16 protein-coding genes, 1 tRNA gene and 1 other RNA gene are annotated in these 16,128 nt (G+C 69.3%); 10 read left to right on the plus strand and 8 right to left on the minus strand.

Going from position 1 to position 16,128, the window contains the following annotated elements; all coding sequences use genetic code 11:
- Nucleotides 1–36: 36 nt before the first annotated feature.
- Together AB8M85_RS17115 and AB8M85_RS17120 are read left to right on the plus strand one after the other, a co-directional pair.
- Complete coding sequence (locus AB8M85_RS17115) at nucleotides 37–774, plus strand: zinc ribbon domain-containing protein (RefSeq protein ID WP_372700049.1); 738 nt, start codon at nucleotides 37–39, stop codon at nucleotides 772–774.
- Nucleotides 765–1,199: a VOC family protein gene (locus AB8M85_RS17120; protein WP_372700050.1), complete on the plus strand. Its 435-nt coding sequence runs from the start codon at nucleotides 765–767 to the stop codon at nucleotides 1,197–1,199. The genes AB8M85_RS17115 and AB8M85_RS17120 overlap by 10 nt, the downstream gene beginning before the upstream one ends.
- Before the next feature lie 48 nt (nucleotides 1,200–1,247).
- On the opposite strand, the gene AB8M85_RS17125 is transcribed toward AB8M85_RS17120, so the two are convergent.
- On the minus strand, nucleotides 1,248–2,036 hold the full coding sequence (locus AB8M85_RS17125) for a YaaA family protein (RefSeq protein WP_372700051.1): 789 nt from the start codon (nucleotides 2,034–2,036) through the stop codon (nucleotides 1,248–1,250).
- A gap of 151 nt (nucleotides 2,037–2,187) precedes the next feature.
- Here AB8M85_RS17125 and AB8M85_RS17130 point away from each other — a divergent pair, with 151 nt between their 5' ends.
- From AB8M85_RS17130 to AB8M85_RS17140, 3 genes are all read left to right on the plus strand, one after another.
- Nucleotides 2,188–3,261, plus strand: a complete 1,074-nt coding sequence (locus AB8M85_RS17130) for an acyltransferase family protein (protein ID WP_372700052.1) — start codon at nucleotides 2,188–2,190, stop codon at nucleotides 3,259–3,261.
- 13 nt (nucleotides 3,262–3,274) lie between these two features.
- Nucleotides 3,275–3,644, plus strand: an RNA gene (rnpB, locus tag AB8M85_RS17135) — RNase P RNA component class A.
- Between the two features lie 283 nt (nucleotides 3,645–3,927).
- Complete coding sequence (locus tag AB8M85_RS17140) at nucleotides 3,928–4,431, plus strand: hypothetical protein (RefSeq protein ID WP_372700053.1); 504 nt, start codon at nucleotides 3,928–3,930, stop codon at nucleotides 4,429–4,431.
- Between the two features lie 19 nt (nucleotides 4,432–4,450).
- Here the strand turns inward: AB8M85_RS17140 and AB8M85_RS17145 are convergent, their stop codons facing one another.
- Nucleotides 4,451–4,678, minus strand: coding sequence for a hypothetical protein (locus AB8M85_RS17145; RefSeq protein ID WP_372700054.1), 228 nt, complete (start codon nucleotides 4,676–4,678; stop codon nucleotides 4,451–4,453).
- A 275-nt stretch (nucleotides 4,679–4,953) separates the two neighbouring features.
- Between AB8M85_RS17145 and AB8M85_RS17150 the strand changes: the two genes are divergently transcribed.
- On the plus strand, nucleotides 4,954–6,120 hold the full coding sequence (locus tag AB8M85_RS17150; protein ID WP_372700055.1) for a hypothetical protein: 1,167 nt from the start codon (nucleotides 4,954–4,956) through the stop codon (nucleotides 6,118–6,120).
- A 53-nt stretch (nucleotides 6,121–6,173) separates the two neighbouring features.
- Nucleotides 6,174–9,122 (plus strand): BTAD domain-containing putative transcriptional regulator, encoded by a 2,949-nt coding sequence (locus tag AB8M85_RS17155; protein WP_372700088.1) that lies wholly within the window; start codon nucleotides 6,174–6,176, stop codon nucleotides 9,120–9,122.
- A gap of 7 nt (nucleotides 9,123–9,129) precedes the next feature.
- On the opposite strand, the gene AB8M85_RS17160 is transcribed toward AB8M85_RS17155, so the two are convergent.
- A complete protein-coding gene (locus tag AB8M85_RS17160; RefSeq protein ID WP_372700056.1) occupies nucleotides 9,130–9,945 on the minus strand; it encodes an ABC transporter permease in 816 nt (271 codons plus the stop codon).
- Nucleotides 9,942–10,937 carry an ATP-binding cassette domain-containing protein gene (locus AB8M85_RS17165; protein WP_372700057.1) on the minus strand — a complete coding sequence of 332 codons (996 nt, stop codon included), beginning with the start codon at nucleotides 10,935–10,937 and terminating at the stop codon, nucleotides 9,942–9,944. Before AB8M85_RS17165 ends, AB8M85_RS17160 begins: the two co-directional genes overlap by 4 nt.
- A 348-nt stretch (nucleotides 10,938–11,285) precedes the next feature.
- Between AB8M85_RS17165 and AB8M85_RS17170 the strand changes: the two genes are divergently transcribed.
- The gene (locus AB8M85_RS17170) at nucleotides 11,286–12,692 is read left to right on the plus strand and encodes a glyceraldehyde-3-phosphate dehydrogenase (RefSeq protein WP_372700089.1); all 1,407 of its coding nucleotides are present in this window, start codon (nucleotides 11,286–11,288) and stop codon (nucleotides 12,690–12,692) included.
- A gap of 133 nt (nucleotides 12,693–12,825) precedes the next feature.
- A complete protein-coding gene (locus AB8M85_RS17175) occupies nucleotides 12,826–13,332 on the plus strand; it encodes a GNAT family N-acetyltransferase (protein ID WP_372700058.1) in 507 nt (168 codons plus the stop codon).
- On the opposite strand, the gene AB8M85_RS17180 is transcribed toward AB8M85_RS17175, so the two are convergent.
- On the minus strand, nucleotides 13,310–13,897 hold the full coding sequence (locus AB8M85_RS17180; protein WP_372700059.1) for a dihydrofolate reductase family protein: 588 nt from the start codon (nucleotides 13,895–13,897) through the stop codon (nucleotides 13,310–13,312). The genes AB8M85_RS17175 and AB8M85_RS17180 overlap by 23 nt on opposite strands.
- 441 nt (nucleotides 13,898–14,338) lie before the next feature.
- On the opposite strand from AB8M85_RS17180, the gene AB8M85_RS17185 reads away from it, so the two are divergent.
- Nucleotides 14,339–14,590 (plus strand): hypothetical protein, encoded by a 252-nt coding sequence (locus AB8M85_RS17185; RefSeq protein WP_372700060.1) that lies wholly within the window; start codon nucleotides 14,339–14,341, stop codon nucleotides 14,588–14,590.
- A 15-nt stretch (nucleotides 14,591–14,605) separates the two neighbouring features.
- On the opposite strand, the gene def is transcribed toward AB8M85_RS17185, so the two are convergent.
- The 3 genes from def to orn form a co-directional block, all read right to left on the minus strand.
- Complete coding sequence (gene def / locus AB8M85_RS17190) at nucleotides 14,606–15,178, minus strand: peptide deformylase (protein ID WP_372700061.1); 573 nt, start codon at nucleotides 15,176–15,178, stop codon at nucleotides 14,606–14,608.
- Between the two features lie 72 nt (nucleotides 15,179–15,250).
- A tRNA-His gene (locus tag AB8M85_RS17195) sits at nucleotides 15,251–15,326 on the minus strand.
- Nucleotides 15,327–15,476: 150 nt separating this feature from the next.
- Nucleotides 15,477–16,115, minus strand: a complete 639-nt coding sequence (gene orn, locus AB8M85_RS17200) for an oligoribonuclease (RefSeq protein WP_372700062.1) — start codon at nucleotides 16,113–16,115, stop codon at nucleotides 15,477–15,479.
- Nucleotides 16,116–16,128: the final 13 nt, after the last annotated feature.

Genomic DNA, 16,128 nt, shown 5'->3' on the forward strand with positions numbered 1-16,128 from the left:
TAGGCTGGGGACCACCGACCACGAGGAGAACCACCGATGGCCAAGGCAACACCCGCCGAGCAACTGCTGCTGCTGGACCTGCAGGGGCTGGATTCGAAGATCGTGAAGATCGACCGGGCGGTGAAGGCGCTGGCCTCCGACCCGGAGATCGCCGCGGCCACGGCTGCCGCCACCGAGGCCGAGGCCACCCGCCGTGAGGTCGCCGAGGAGTACGGCGCGGCCCAGCAGGCGCTCACCGACTCCGAGCACCAGGTCGAAAAGGTGCAGGCCCGCATCGACAAGGACCGCGCCCAGATCGACGCCGGCCGCGGAACCGCCCGCGACATGATGGCCCTGCAGCACGAGATCGACTCGCTCACGCAGAAGCGCGGCGAACTCGAGACCACCGAGCTGGAGTTGATGGAGGCCGCCGAGGAGGTCTCGCCCCGTCTCGAGGGCGCCTCGGCGGCGGCCGATGGCACCGCGGCCCAGCTGGCGCAGCTGGAACGGGCCCGCGACGAGCGTGGCGAGGAATTCGCCGGCGAACGCAACGACCTCGTGGCCCAGCGCACCGAGCTGGCGGGACGGATCAGCGCGCCGCTGCTGGCGCTGTACGAAAAGCGGCTCGCCCAGCACGGCATCGGCGCCGCCCGGCTCTACCACGGCACCTCGGAGGGGTCGGGGATGCAGCTGGCCCCGGGCGACCTGGCCGAGATCCGCGCCGCCGCCGAGGACGATGTCGTCTACTGCCCCGACTCCGGGGCCATCCTGGTGCGCTCACCGGAATGGGCGTAGCACCGGTCCCGCCGGTCGCGCCGGGCCCGCGGGGCAGGCTCCACCACGTGGAGCTGTGGGTGGCCGACCTGGGCCGGGCCGAAGCCGGTCTGGGCTGGCTGTTCGGGCAGCTGGGCTACGTGCGGGCCGATGCCTGGCCGGGTGGCTCGAGCTGGCAGGGCGCGGGCGAGTACCTGGTCCTCGAGGCCGGCCCGGACGTGGCGGATGCCCCACATGAGCGCACCCGCCCGGGCCTGAACCACCTGGCCTTCCACGCCGGGACAGAGGACGACGTCGAGGCCCTGGCCCGGGAAGCACTCGCACACGGTTTCACGTTGCTCTTCGCCGACCGGCATCCCCATGCCGGCGGACCCGACCACTATGCGGCCTACCTGGAGGACGCCGACGGCTTCGAGGTGGAACTTGTGGCCGACACGGGCCGTTAGCCGTACTTTGCTGCGAGGTGGTGAAACTGACGGGTACGCTGGCTGCCGCTAGTTTCCGGTCGCCGCGAAGCTGTGGTCCTCGGGCAGGATGATGTTCAGCTGGTGTGCCTTGCGCCCGGTGGCCGGGATGAGCTCGGCCTCCCACTTCTCCCGGGCCGCCTGCAGCAGGGCGGCGGGCGTCTTCGGGGCGGTGCGGCGCTGGAGCAGGTGCCGGGCGAGCTCGCCGCGGGTGTGCTTGGCGAAATGCGAAACGACCTTGCGCTGGCCCCCGCGCAGCTGGAACACCGACACGGCGACCGTGGTCTCCGGCGGGGGAGTGAAGGCCGCGGCGTAGGTGCTCGAGCGGCAATCCACCACCAAACCCTCGGCCGCCCGCTCGCCCAGGACCGGGTTCAATCGGGCCTTCCACCAGCTGGCGAGCTTGCCGACGCCCGGCAGGTTCACCGACATGCCCAGCCGGTAGGCAGGGATGCGGTCCCCGAACCCGACGGCCCCCCACAGTGCGGAGATGACGACGACGGCGGAATCCGCCTTCCGCCGTTGGGCCGGGGTCAACGTGGGGTACCCCAGCGCCTCGTAGAGCACCCCGGTGTAGACGGAGTGGGCCGGGGCCGCCGGTTCATGGTGGAGGGTGATGTTGCGGGTGACCTCCGAAGCCAGCGAGGCCCCGACCCCGAGGACGTCGTGGGCCTGCGGGGACGCGGAGACCTCGGCGAGCGCGGCGAGCACCTCGGCGCGGGCCGGAGCCAGCTCCGGAAAGGCGAGCGCATCGGCGTCGTACATCTGGCCAGAGGTTGCGGGTTGTTTGCCTTCGGAGGGGGGAAGCAGGATCAGCACCCAACGATCCTAACGGGATTGGGGCTGCGTACCGAGCGCCGGTACAGTGGGCGGCTGGACGTGATGGGGGGACCATCGCCTGCCGCCACCGCGGCCCGGAACGGCGTCCGGGATCCGTCCTTCGCACCGACCCGCGATACGACGAGAAACGGTGATCCACCTGCGAACCCGCCGAGATCCAGTACTCGACGCCGCCAAGGGATTCCTGATCATATTGGTGGTCCTGGGCCACTTGCTGGCCCGGACCGACCCCTCGGCGGCAGTCGCCACCCACGCGCTGATCACGGGCATCTACGCCTTCCACATGCCGGCCTTCGTCTTCCTGGCCGGCATCACCTCGAAACCGAGCGGCATCGGCAGACGCTGCGCGCAGTTCCTCACCCTGCTGGCCGTCTTCCAGGTCGCCTATTTCCTGGCCAAGCACCTGCTGGGGTCCGATGAATCGTTCCCGTGGGTGACGCCGGCCTGGCTGCTGTGGTTCCTGCTGTCGATGACCTTCTGGACCCTGCTGACCCCGGTGATCGTCAGGTTCCCGCGGGCGAGCCTGGCCCTCTCTGTGGCCGTCTCGCTTGGCGCCGGGATGGTCGACGCCGTCGGCTATCCCTTCAGCCTGTCCCGCACCCTGGTGTTCCTCCCGTTCTTCGTCGCCGGCTTCACCCATGGCCGGAAGGTCCTGGCCCGGGTTGCCGGCCTCGGGTTGCGGGGCCGGGCCGTGGTGGCCGGTGCGGCCCTGGCCGTGTTCGCGGGCCTGCTCACCTGGTCGCCGGACCACAACTGGTTCTTCGGGAGCAAGGGGTTCGACGTCCTCGAGGTTTCCGATCTTTCCGGGGTGGCGCACCGGGCGGTGCTGACCGCCGGCCTGCTGGTCCTGATGCCCCGGAAGCCCACCCTGCTGAACCGGTTCGGCCAACGGAGCCTGTCCATCTACCTCCTGCACGGCTTCGTGGTCCTGCTTGCGGCTCCCTACGTGCTGGTCATGGCGAAGGACAATGTGTGGTTGGCCGTGGTGATGCTGGGTTTCCTGACCGCAGGCATTGCCGTGCTGGCATCGATGCAGCCGGTCCACGAGACCATCGGCAGGATCGGTGCAATATGCATGCCCCTGGTGGAGCGGCTCGGCGGGGCAGCCCATGCCTCCGGAACCGACTCGGCGACGGCCGCAGTGGGGTCGGGGGACGCGGCCAGCCAGCGGGCAACGGTCGGAGCCGGCTCGCCGCACCGGTAGACTGGTCCGCGGACGGGATGGCTGGACGATCGCGTGTCGCGCAAGCGGCCCGAGGAACGTCCGGGCTCCGCAGAACAGGGTGGTGGGTAACGCCCACTCGGGGTAACCCGCAGGCCAGTGCCACAGAAAACAGACCGCCCGCCTCGTGCGGGTCAGGGTGAAACGGTGGTGTAAGAGACCACCAGCGCCCCCGGTGACGGGGGTGGCTCGGTAAACCCCACCCGGAGCAAGGCCAGACAGGCTGCGTCATGAGGGCTGTTCGCCCCAGTAGTCGGGTAGGCCGCTCGAGGGCATCGGCAACGGTGCCCCTAGATGGATGATCGTCACCGGCAGTCGGGTAACCGCTGCCGGCACAAAACCCGGCGTATAGGCCATCCCGTCCCCACAACCCCCTGGCCTGTACGCCGGGTTTTGTGCTTCGTTGTCGGCGTGAGCGTCACGTCGACACCGTGAATGCCTCCCCTGCGAGCATCCCGGATCCCCCCGGCGGCCCGGAGGCTGCGGCGTGGGGGAAAAGCGTAACCATGGGTGGTCTTGACCTGCCCGCAGCGCACTTCGACCATGGAACCAGGCGGTCGACGAAGACCTGTCAGTGCGCCTCGCCGCCGCCGGGCCACGTGGGGTCAACGGGGCTCCGCGGACCACCTGATCGGGGAGGCGACCGTCATGGCCGAACAACTGCAGATGAACGGAATAGGTGTTGCCGAGATGCAACACGCCGCACTCGGGGAAGCCCGGCGCCTGATGCGCGAGGCCAAGGGCGATCGACGGGTCGCGGCGCACCTCGTCTACGACCTGCTGGTCGAACGCGGCTGGCTCTCGGACGGCGAACGCGACGTCCTGGTGAAGATGCTCGAGGTCGGCACGGCCGCCCGTGGTTCCGCAGACGCCCAGTACCGCGAGGTGCGCCGGATGCACGACGGATTGATCGTCTCCGGCGCCAGCCCCGTTGCCCTGGCATTGGCCTCAGGGGTGGTCGGCTCCTACGAACCCGTGGACGCCGGGGACGGAACGGTGTTGGTGATGGCCGCCAGCAAGCGGAACTACCAAGCCGTGCTGGGGGCGGCGGGTGCCGTCATCGGTGGTGCCTTCGGCGGGGGACTGGGAGCTGCAGCCGGCGGGGCGATTGGCGGTGTCATCGGCTACATCGTGGACGACTGCAAGGACTGACGGACAGCGGATTTTCCAACTACCAAGGGCGCGGCCCCGGCTTCGGATCCCCGATGACCGGACCGCGCTCCACCTCGTCGTCAGGCTCCCAGTCGTCCGGGTGGATCCCCGATGGGAAATCCCCGGGCATGGTCGCAGGACGTACCCCCTCCTGCTGCCGACTTCCGCCGCGACGCGCGCCCGCGCGACCCTGGGCCAAGTCTGCCTCCAGGATGGCCAGTGACCGCTCGATGTTGGTCTTGTTCATCCAAACTCCCAGCGGACGCGCAACCGGCCCCGCCCGAGGTGAAGGGGCGGAGCCGGTTGATGGGGCGCGGTATGGGGGGAACCGCGCCGGCGACGCAAGAGACGGGGCGTCGCTGTAGCCAGTCTAATCGAAAATGTATTCGAATCCAAGAGGTGGGTCCGACACGACAGAAGGGGTGCGCGCTGCACCCCTTCCATTTTCAATCTACGGCTCGCCGGGGGGCTTGTCGCAATGCCCCCGGCGTGCGGGAAAATCATCGATCAACGGTGGAACGGGTGGACGAGGAGACCTGGGAAATGCGGCACGACATGAACACCACCGGCGCACGGGAGGCGGTCTCCGCGCAGGGAGACGGGCAGCCATTGCCGTTCGCCCTGCCGGACTACCTGTCGGCCGAGGCCGATCCGTGGCTGATCGGCCCGGACAGCGGGTATTTTGCCGCACTGGAGCAGAACCTGCGCGGCTCGATCTCCGAGGCGGCCGACCGCCTCGAGGCGGCCCGCAAGCTGCCTGCCGGCCTCGGACAGGAGGCCCGGGAGCGGGACATGGAGATCCACCGGCTCGGCAACCGGCTCCGTGCGTTGCGCAGGTACGGGCTGGACCTCTGCCTGGGCCGCATGGTCCGGGACGACGGCGGGGCACCGGTCTGCGTCGGTCGCCTCGGGCTGACCGACCCGTCGGGGGTGCGGCTGCTCATCGACTGGCGCTCGCCGGCCGCCGAACCGTTCTTCGGCGCCACGCATGCCGACCCGATGGTCGTGGCCAGCCGCCGCAGGTACCGCTGGAGCCGCGGACTCATCACCGACGACTGGGACGAGGCATTCACCCCCGGTGGACTCGAGGCCGTCGCGACGCTGGATGACCAGTCGGCCTTCATCGCCAGCCTGGCCGACAGCCGCGGTGACCGGATGCGCGACGTCCTGGGCACCATCCAAGCCGGTCGGGACGCCATCATCCGCGCCGGGTCCCAGGGCGCACTCGTCGTCGACGGGGGACCGGGCACCGGCAAGACCCTCGTCGTCCTACACCGCACCGCCTACCTGCTCTACGCCGACCCCGCCTCGGGCACCATCGCGGAGGGGTGCCCCGTCCGACGACACCATGGGTGGATGCCGAGCGTAGGGGTGTCGCGGGGCAGGGGAATTGGCACCTGCCCGACGGTGCCGGTTGCTAAGCTCGACGGGTGCCCCAGGACAACGCAGAAACGCTTCGCGCCGCGATCCTCGGCACCGTGCTGGTTGCCGGACCGACGGGCGCCTGGGTGGAACCTGCGGGGGTGCGGGGCAAGACCCTGGTCACCGCGCTGGCCCTGGCGGCGGGAACCTCCGTCTCCGTCGCACAGCTCGCCGACGACATCTGGGCCGATGAACCACCCCGCGACCCACGCGCCGCCCTGCAGACGCTCGTCTCCCGCCTGCGCCGCTCGCTGGCCCCCGGGCTGATCGAATCCACCGCCGCCGGATACCGCCTGGCCGCCACCGCCCAGAGCACCGACCTGGGCCGCGCCGAGGCACACCTCGTGCAGGGACGCAGCGCCCTGGCATGCTCTCTGCCCACCGAAGCCGCGGCACTGGCGACGGCGGCAATCGGCCTGGAGCGCGGCGAACCCGGGGCGGATCTCGGGGAGGCCGAACTGGCGGACGTGCTGGCCGGTCGCTGGGCCGCCGTGCGCGCCCAGCTGCTCGAACTGCGCGCCGAGGCCCGGATCCGCACCGGCGACGGCCAGGGCGCCCTGGAGGACCTCGACCTGCTCGGCGAGCCCTCGACAGCCGACGACGCACGGGTCGGCCTGCGCATGCGCGCCCTCGACGCCGCGGGCCAGCGCAACGAGGCGCTGCGCCTCTACGCGCGGCACCGCAAGGTCCTGCGGGACAACCTCGGCACCGACCCCTCCCGCGAACTGGTGGACCTGAACACGTGCCTGCTCTCCAGCGACGCCCGCCCCGCGGCGGCCCACACCGCCATCGGCTTGCGCACCGCACCGAACCCCCTGCTGGGACGCGCCACCGACCTCGCAGCGCTCGCCGACCTGCTGCGGACCGGCCGGCTCGTGACCATCCTGGGCCCCGGCGGACTGGGCAAGACACGCCTGGCCCAGGAAGCGGCCCGGGCGGCCACCGAACACACCCCCGCCGTCGTCTTCGTCGAACTCGCCGGCGTGGGCACCGGTGAAGACCTCGCGCTGGCCCTGGCCACGACGTTGGGGATCCGCGAGGTCACCACCCTGAAGTCCGCCGACGAGGTCCCCGCCCGGCTGGACATCCGCGAGCGCATCCTCGGCGTGCTGGCCGAGCGAGAGACCCTGCTGGTCATGGACAACTGCGAGCACCTGCTCGACGGAGCCGCCGGCTGGATCGCCGACATCCTGGCCGCCACCACCACGGTCGGAATCCTGGCCACCAGCCGCTCGCCGCTGTCCATCGCCGCCGAACAGGTCTACCCCCTCGAGCCGCTGGATGCGGCCGAGGACGGCGCCGCCGTCGAGCTCTTCATGGCCCGTGCCCGCGCCGCCCGGCCCTCCGTGACCCTGCAGCCGGGCCCCGTGGCCGAGCTGTGCACCCGGTTGGACGGTTTGCCGCTGGCCATCGAACTGGCAGCGGCGCGCGTGCGCTCCATGTCCGTCGAGGAGATCGGGCGCCGCCTGCGCGACCGCTTCGCCCTCCTGACCGTCGGCGAGCGCACCGCACCGGCACGCCACCGCACGCTCGCCGCGGTGATCGACTGGAGCTGGAACCTGCTCTCGCCCACCGAACAGCGCCTGATGCGCCGGCTTGCGGTCTTCCCCGACGGCTTCGGCGCCGAAGCCGCCCAGGCGGTCGGCGGTTTCGACACCGGGGACGACGTCGGCAACGACCTGGACGGGCTCGTCACCCAGTCCCTGGTCACCGTCACCGAGGACCCCACTGCCGGGATGCTGCGCTACGGGATGCTGGAGACGGTCCGCGAGTTCGGGGCGCTGGCCCTGGAGGAGTCGGGCGAAAAGGCCGACGTGCAGACCGCGGTGCTCGGCTGGGGAACCGCCTATGCCAAGGCCATGCTGCCCGAGTTGGACGGCGCCGACCAGCTGAAGGCGCTGCAGGCGTTCGCCTCCGAGCAGGAGAACCTGGTCTGGCTCTTGCGCACCGCCGTGGAGCGCAAGGACGTGACGGCGACCCTGGCGCTCTACGCGGCGCTGGGCTATTTCTGGTCCATGAGCGGCGCCCACTCCGATCTGGCGTCCTTCGCGGACGCGGCGATCCGGGTGTCCTGGCGCCATGCGGCCACCGACCAGACCCGGGACACCGCGGTCCTGGCCTTCGTGCTCGGCGCCAGCAGCCTCCCGTTCGGGAACCGCCGCTCGGGGCTGCTGGCCCTGGGCAGCCTCCGCCGCACCCTGGACTCGGGCACGTCCTCGTCCCCGCGGGTCGCCGCCCTCGCCGACCTGCTGCTCACGGGCACCCACGGGATCCCCGCGGTCCGCGCGGCCATCCACCGGTACGAACGCTCCACCGATCCCGCCGTGGAGGGCATCGCCCGGCTCTTCGCCGCCCAACTGGCCGAGAACGACGGCGACATGCCCGCCGCCCTGGCCGCGTCGCACCGGGCCTACGACCTGGCCGTGGGGGAGCGCCAGGTCTGGTCACAGGCCACCGCCTCGCAGCATCTGGCCGAACTGTATGCCCAGCTGGGCGACACCGAATCCGCGCTTGCCTGGATCAAGACCTCCCGTGCCGGCCTGACCGCCCTGCAATCGCACCCCGACCTGCAACAGCTCGACTGGCTGGAGTCGCTCACGCGGCTCGTCGCCGGCGAGCACGACGGCGGGACCCGGGTCTTCGAGGAGATCATCACCGCCGACTCCCACCAGGGCGAGGGACCCGGCGACCGTCGATCACTCGGATACGCCGGGCTCGCCGAGGTGGAACTGGCAGCGGGGAACACCGCGGCGGGCCTGCGGCTGTACCGGAAGGGCTCGGGGCCGGGCACCGTGGCCCTGCGCGACCCCTGGCTGCGCATCGTCACCGCCGCCGCCGTGGTCGCCCACGTGGCGGCCGGGAGCCCGGATCCGGAGTACACCCGCACCCGGTCCAGGCGCCTGCGCACCATCGTGTTCGCCGACCTGCGGCTCCGGCCCGACGCAGCCGACCGGCCCATCATCGGCTGCTCCCTGCTGGCCATCGGCCGCTGGCTGCTCCGGCCCACGGACCTGCCGCCGGAAACGGGACTCCGCGACACGGGGCTGGAACTGGTCCTGCTATCCGGCATCCTGGGCGTGCGCCAGACGCTTCCCGCGCTGAACCTCGCCGCCGTGCTGGCGGGCCTGGACGCGGAGCACCCCCGCGAGGCCATTCAGGCCGCGCGGGGGCGGGTGGCCGGGTTGTCGCCGGCGGACGGATTGGCGCGGGCCGTGGAATTGCTACGCGGCACGGCGGTCCGGGCCGCGTTGGACGCGACCCGTTCCTGAGCTTGCGCTACGCCTTGCGCATGTAGGCACGTACGGTCAGCGGGGCGAAGACCGCCACAATGACGGCGGCGCCCACCAGCGAGGTGGCCATGTCGAGGCCGAGGACGCCGTCGTTCACGAGGTCGCGGACCGCGCTGACCAGATGCGAGACGGGGTTCACGTTCACGAATCCCTGCAGCCAGCCCGGCAGCGTGTCCACCGGAACGAAGGCGTTGGAGAGGAACGTCAGCGGGAACAGCACGATCATGGAGATGCCTTGAACGCTCGAGGCGCTGCGCGCGATGACGCCAAGGAAGGCGAAGATCCAGCTGATGGCCCAGGAGCACACGATCACCAGCAGGCCCGCCAGGACCACGGCACCGATCCCGGCCTCGGGGCGGAACCCGAGCACGTACCCCATGCCAAACGTCAGCGTCGTGGCGATCGCGTACCGGATGGTGTCGGCCAGCAAGGCGCCGGCGAGCGGGGCGATGCGGGCGATGGGCAGGGACTTGAACCGGTCGAAGACGCCCTTGTCCATGTCCTCGCGCAATTGCGTGCCGGTGACCACCGACGTCGTGATCACGGTCTGGACCAGGATCCCGGGGATCAGCAGCGGCAGGTAGCTGGTGGTGTCCCCGGCGACGGCCCCGCCGAAGAGGACGGTGAACATCAGCGTAAAGAGGATGGGCTGCAGCGTGACGTCCATGAGCTGTTCGGGCGTTCGCTTGATCTTCAGCAGGCCGCGGTAGGCCATCGTCAGGGAGTTGCGGAGGGTCTGGGCCGCTGGGGTGTGGTTGCGCAGTTGGCGCTCGGCGCCGGGGATGATGGTTGCGGTGCTCATGCGTTGATCCTTGTCGGTGCGGTGTCGTTCGCGGGGGTGGTGGGTTCAGCGGAGTGCCCGGTGATCCCCAGGAAGACCTCGTCGAGGGTGGGCTTCTGCACGCTCATCTCCGCCAGGGCAATACCGGCGGCCCGGAGTTCGAGCAGCAGGTCGGTGACCCGGTCCACGCCGGTCATCGGGGCCGTGATGCGTGCGGCCTCGGGGGAGATCGTGCCGGCAATGCCCAGGACCCGCTGGATGATCCGCCGCGACGTGGGCAGGTCGGCCGGGTCCTGCACCCGCAGCTGCAGGGAGGAGCTGCCCACGGTGGCCTTGAGCTCATCCGGGGTGCCCTCGGCGACGACCTTGCCGCGGTCGATGACAGCGATGCGTGACGCCAGCTGGTCGGCCTCGTCGAGCATCTGGGTGGTCAGCAGGACGGTGGACCCGCTGGCGATGAGCCGGCGGATGGTCTCCCACATCTGGGTGCGGGTCCGCGGGTCCAGCCCGGTGGTGGGTTCGTCGAGGAAGATCAGCGGGGGCTGGGCGATCAGGCTGGCGGCCAAATCCAGCCGCCGGCGCATGCCGCCGGAAAACTTCGCCAGCGGGCGACGCGCCGCTTCGGCCAGCCCGAACTCCTCGAGCAGTTCCCCGGCCTTGCGCCGGGACTCCTGCCGGCCCAGGCCGAGCAGGCGCGAGAAGATGACCAGGTTCTCGGTGGCGCTGAGCTTCTCGTCGACGGATGCGAACTGGGCCGTGACGCCGATGAGCTGGCGGACCACCTGGGCCTCGGCGACGACGTCGTGCCCGAAGATCCGTGCCTGGCCGCCGTCGGGGCGCAGGAGGGTGGCCAGCATGCTGATGGTGGTGGTCTTGCCGGCCCCGTTGGGGCCGAGCACGCCGTAGACGGTGCCGGTCTTGACCTGCAGGTCGACGCCGTCGACGGCGCGGTGGGTGCCAAAGGTCTTGACCAGGTCGTGGGCCTCGATGGCCCAGTCGTTCGTGGTGTCCATGGATGGTTCCTTTCATCCGGGGTGTGGATCGGTGTTGGAACCATCGTGGGCCGGGCCGCTGTCAAGGCGCTGTCGCGGCGCTTGCACGCGCTGACATGCGCAGGCGCGGGGTGTGAGTGAGTTCACCGACGCGAATGCGCGGATCGAACGCGCGCAATCTAGAATGGACGTGGGCGTAGCCCATGGGGAAAGATCCTGATACCCCGCCAAACCGTATCTGCAATGGTGCTTTCGCGGTGCCAACCGGCCAGTGGATCCCGGCCGGCTGAATTGGAAGGACAATTAGTGACCCAGCAGTCAGTCGCCGCCCAGGAAGAATGGAGCGGCCGCGAGGAACTCGCCGAGGCCATGATTCCCCTGATTGGACGTCTCTACCGTAAGAACAACGTGGTGACCTCCATCTACGGGCGCAAGCTCATCAACAAGTCCCCGATCGACATCCTCAAGGCCCACCGCGTGGCCCGCCACATCGACGGCGCGGAGCTGCCGCTGACCGAGACCTTCCCGCTGCTCCAGGGCCTGGAGGCCCTGGACCTCGGCGCCGTGTCGGTCGACCTCGCCCGCCTGTCCCGCAAGTTCAAGCAGCAGGGCAACGGCGCCTCGCTGCAGGACTTCCTGGCCGCCGAATTCGCCGGCCAGACCGGCCGTGCCGGGGCCTCCGAGGCCGAGCCGCGCGATATCGTGCTCTACGGCTTCGGGCGCATCGGCCGCCTGCTCGCCCGCATCCTCATCGAACGCGGCGGCTACGGACTGCGTCTGCGCGCCATCGTCGTGCGCAAGAACGGCGAGAACGACATCATCAAGCGCGCCTCGCTGCTGCGCCGCGACTCGGTCCACGGCCCGTTCGAGGGCTCGATCACCGTCGACCAGGAGAACAACACCATCCTGGCCAACGGCACGCTGATCCAGGTCATCTACTCCAACGACCCGACCACCGTGGACTACACGGCCTACGGCATCGACAACGCCATCGTCGTGGACAACACTGGCCGCTGGCGCGACCGCGAGGGCCTGGGACAGCACCTCCAGGCCAAGGGCGTCTCGCGCGTCCTGCTCACCGCACCGGGCAAGGGCGACGTCAAGAACATCGTCCACGGCATCAACCACACCGACATCACCGCCGACGACGAGATCGTCTCCGCCGCCTCGTGCACCACGAACGCGATCACCCCGGTGCTCAAAGCCATCAACGACGAGTACGGCGTCGCCCACGGCCACGTGGAGACCGTCCACTCGTTCACCAACGACCAGAACCTCACGGACAACTTCCACAAGGGGGATCGCCGGGGCCGCGCCGCGGCGCTGAACATGGTCATCACCGAGACCGGGGCCGCCAAGGCCGTGTCCAAGGCGCTGCCCGAGTTCGAGGGCAAGCTGACCGGCAACGCCATCCGCGTGCCCACCCCGGACGTCTCCATGGCCATCCTGAACCTGAACCTGGAGAAGGAGACCACCAAGGAGGAGTTGAACACGTACCTGCGCCAGACCTCCCTGGGCGCCGAGCTGCACAAGCAGATCGACTACATCGACTCCCCGGAAATCGTCTCGACCGACTTCGTCGGCTCCCGACGCGCCGGCATCGTCGACGGGCTCGCGACCATCGCCAACGGCAAGAACGCCGTCGTCTACGTCTGGTACGACAACGAGTTCGGCTACTCCTGCCAGGTGGTCCGCGTCATCGAGGAACTGGCCGGCACCCACCCGAAGGCCTTCCCGGCCGTCGAGGAAACCGCACAGGTCGAGCTGAGCGTCTAGGCTCTGCACCGCAACGCCTATGGGCGGCCACCCCGTAGGGGGTGGCCGCCCACTGCTGTCTTGACCGGGAACGACGGCGGTGCGGACCTTCTCGGGCGGGGCGTGCCTTGATCCCGGATGGGAGAATCACTGCATGACCGTAGGCATTCGGCCGGCAACTCCGGCAGACCATCAAGCCATCGAACAGGTGGAGAACGATGCCGACCAGCTGCTGATCGACCGGTTCTCGCCTGCACGGTGGGAGCCTGCCCCGACGGGGGCGTCGCGGGCCGCGGAACCGGGGTTCCTGTTGGTTCTGGAAGGTGGGGAGCAGCAGGGGGTCATCGGCTTCGTGCACGTCATCACCAACGGCCCGCTGGCCCACTTGGAGCAGCTGGCAGTGCGCGTCGACCATGGTCGGCGTGGCCACGGCGGCCGGCTCGTGGATGCGGCAAAGTTCGAGGCCCGCAATCGTGGCCACCGGACGTTGACGCTGCGGACCTATGCGGATATCCCGTGGAACGCGTCGTTCTATGCGAAGCGCGGGTTCGTGGAAGTCGAGTCGCGTACGGAGTTCCATCGCGGACTCGCCGCCGTCGAGGAGCGGCTGGGACTGCCAGCCTGGGGAAGGCGCATCCTCATGGAAGCCGTCCTGCGCTGAAGCCGTCAGCTGCTGGGCGATAACGGAGGGCAACAGCCCCCGACCGGAACTCGTGGCGACCCACCAACGCCAGCTGGATGCGATCGCGCAGACCGGCCAACAAAGTCGGCCCGTGTCCGGCGACGACCGGCTGCACCAGGAACTCGTACTCGTCGATCAGTCCCAGATCGGCCAACGCCAGGGGAAGCGTCACTCCGCCGACCCATAGGCCCTCGCCTGGCTCCTGCTTGAGTCGCTGGACCGCTGGCCCCACGTCGCCTTGCAGCAGCTCGGCATTCCAATCGGCCCGGCTCAGCGTGCTCGAGACGACGTACTTCTTTGCCCGGTCGATGGTCTCGGCGAACGGAATCTCCCACTCTTCCATCCAGTCGGGCCAGGTGCCCGTGATCGGCTTCCGCCACGCCGATTCCATCATCTCGTAGGTCACCCGGCCGAAGAGCAGGGCATCGGCGCGTGCCATTTCGGTAGCCCAGTAGCGCATCGACTCCTCGTCCGGCGGGGACCCGGCCTCGTGGTGGACGCAGCCGTCAAGCGTGACGTTGATCGAGTATCGAAGGGATCTCATCCTGCTGCTCTTCCCTGAAGTGCGAGTGCTCTCGGGAGCTGAGGCAAGACTACTGCCGGCTCCCTCTCCTGTCTGCGTCCCGAAATGAAGTCCAAAGGACCGACGGACCAGCGTCTGAACGTCGAATAGTCTGCGACAGCGCAACCCGGGGTAATCCACCAGTGGTTTGGTACCCGCGGCGTCCTCCCACAACTGACCGTCGCCAAGCCTGGTGGGAACGTCTCCAGTGGGCAACGGATACCCTGCTGTCCGGGGATCCCCACGGCCGGCGGATTGGTGGCGCAGCACTGAAGGCTGTGTCGACGTTCAAGCTGCGAACTGACGAGGACCGGCTCATGCTGAGGGCCATCGCCGGCAATCAACAGGGGGACGCGATCGGTGAGCTCCAATCAAGCGAGACGGAGAGAAATCCGGACGTGGACGCGGCCGGAGACGCGAGGGATGATGGAACCAACGAAAGGGGAGCCCACGATGGGCTGGGGTAACCAGATTAAGAAGTGGCGGCATGCTTCCGGCGCACCACAGCAGGACCCACGGGAGGGCCGCGCAATCCTCAAGCGCGGAATAGCGCCGCTGCCCGATGGCAAATATGCAGTCACTCTGCCATCACGCGGCATCACTGTGGTGGCCAACGACCTCGGACAGGCCCAGTACATCGATGACCTGGAAGCCGTGATCGAGGCCAACAGCTAGTGCCGGCTGCCGGGATCAGTGCCCGAACGGGTCGGGGTCCACGCCCGGCATCCAGGAATTGCCCGGTACGCCCCACTCGAGGGACTTCTTCGCCTTCTTCCACCGCTTGGCCCACTTGGCGTTGAGCTTGTCTACGTAGAGGTAGCCGTCGAGGTGGTCGTACTCGTGCTGCATCATCCGTGCGAACCAACCGGTCGCCTCGAAGTCCAGCGGGTTGCCGTCGCCGTCGAAGCCCATCACGCGGGCGTAGTCGGCGCGCTTGAGCGGGAAGGACAGACCCGGAGCCGACAGGCAGCCCTCGGACTCGTCGTCGGGGTCGGGCTGGGCCTGCGAGACCTTCCCGAGCACGATCTTCGGGTTCACCAGCACGCCCTCGGCGGGGACACCGTCGTCGTTCTCCATGGCATAGGTGAAGATCCGCAGGCCGACCCCGATCTGGGGTGCTGCGAGGCCGACGCCGTTGGCGGCGTGCATGGTCTCGTACATGTCGGCGATCAGCGCGCGCAGGTCGTCGTCGAACTTCGTGACCTCGGCGGCGCGGGTGTGCAGGGCGGGATCGCCGTAGACGACGACGGGGCGGACGGACATCTGGGCCTCCTGGGGCACGGGTGGGTGGCAGCGAACGAAAAAGCCGCCCCGGACGGATCCGGGGCGGCTGCCTGGGGTGAGTAACGGGGCTTGAACCCGCGACCTTCTGGACCACAACCAGACGCTCTGCCAACTGAGCTATACCCACCATTGCGTCTCTCAACGCGGCGCCCGCACCATTCGGTATTCCTACCGGAGGTCCGGGCAACGGATACTAGTTTACACACTTTCGTGCGCCCGTGCGCCACCGGAAGGGCGGCGCGGCGAAGTGTGGTGGACGCCACACACCGACGGCGGCTCAGCCGGCGGTGGTGCCCTCCGCGGCCGCGTCCCCGTCGCCGGCCAGCGACTGGGAGATGGCCTTGGCGGTCTTGCTGTCCGGGCCCGGTGCCGGGACCATGACCGCCTGGCGGTAGTAGCGCAGTTCGTTGATCGAATCGCGGATGTCGCCCAGGGCCCGGTGGTTCCCGGTCTTGGCGGGGGCCTGGAAGTAGGCGCGCGGGTACCAGCGGCGGGAAAGCTCCTTGAGGGTGGAGACGTCGATGACGCGATAGTGCAGGTGGTCGATGACCCCGGGCATGTCCCTGGCCAGGAAGTTGCGGTCGGTGCCGATCGTGTTGCCGGCCAGCGGTGCCTTGCCCGGTTCGGGGACCCACTGTCGGATGTAGGCCAGGACCTGTTCGGTGGCGTCGTCCAGGTCGAGCCCGGCGTCGAGCTCCTCGAGCAGGCCGGAGTTGGTGTGCATCTGGCGCACGAAGTCGCCCATCTGCTCCAGTGCCTGCGCCTCGGGTTTGATGACGACGTCGACACCCTCGCCCAGGATGTTCAATTCCGGGTCCGTGACCAGGACGGCGACTTCGATCAACGCGTCCGCTTCCAGGCTCAGCCCGGTCATCTCGCAATCGATCCACACAATGTTTTCAGCTGAAATAGGCACGACGCCAATCTAC

The sequence above is a fragment of the Arthrobacter sp. JSM 101049 genome (assembly GCF_041679245.1).
Taxonomy (GTDB): Bacteria; Actinomycetota; Actinomycetes; order Actinomycetales; family Micrococcaceae; genus Arthrobacter_H.